The sequence below is a fragment of the Pseudomonas sp. 65/3-MNA-CIBAN-0223 genome, from assembly GCF_040310425.1.
In the GTDB taxonomy this organism is placed as follows: Bacteria; Pseudomonadota; Gammaproteobacteria; order Pseudomonadales; family Pseudomonadaceae; genus Aquipseudomonas; species Aquipseudomonas gregormendelii.
Window position 1 is genome coordinate 1 of record NZ_JBEOPV010000096.1, and the last position, 281, is coordinate 281.

At 61.2% G+C, this 281-nt stretch carries 1 protein-coding gene; it reads right to left on the reverse strand.

What is annotated here, in order from left to right; all coding sequences use genetic code 11:
* Positions 1-281, reverse strand: a 281-nt coding sequence (locus tag AAEZ09_RS28075) for a lyase family protein (protein WP_350601608.1), incomplete at both ends; no start/stop codon positions are given.

Below are 281 nucleotides of genomic sequence, written 5' to 3' on the forward strand. Positions count from 1 at the left end.
GAGCTACCAGCGGCTCATGTCCCGCCAATGCAGCGAATTTATTGGGCGCAGATACGAACGGAAGGCCCGAAAGCGCTGCAAGCTCCGCTGCAATGGCTTCGGCGAACCCGTGTGGGGAGTTCAGGCCGGTTCCTACGGCAGTACCGCCCTGCGCCAGTTCGTACACGGCCGGTAGGGACTGACGAATCGTGCGTTCGGCAATGTCCAGCTGGGCAACGAAGGCCGACATCTCTTGGCCAAAGGTGATCGGAGTGGCATCCATCATATGGGTGCGTCCGGTC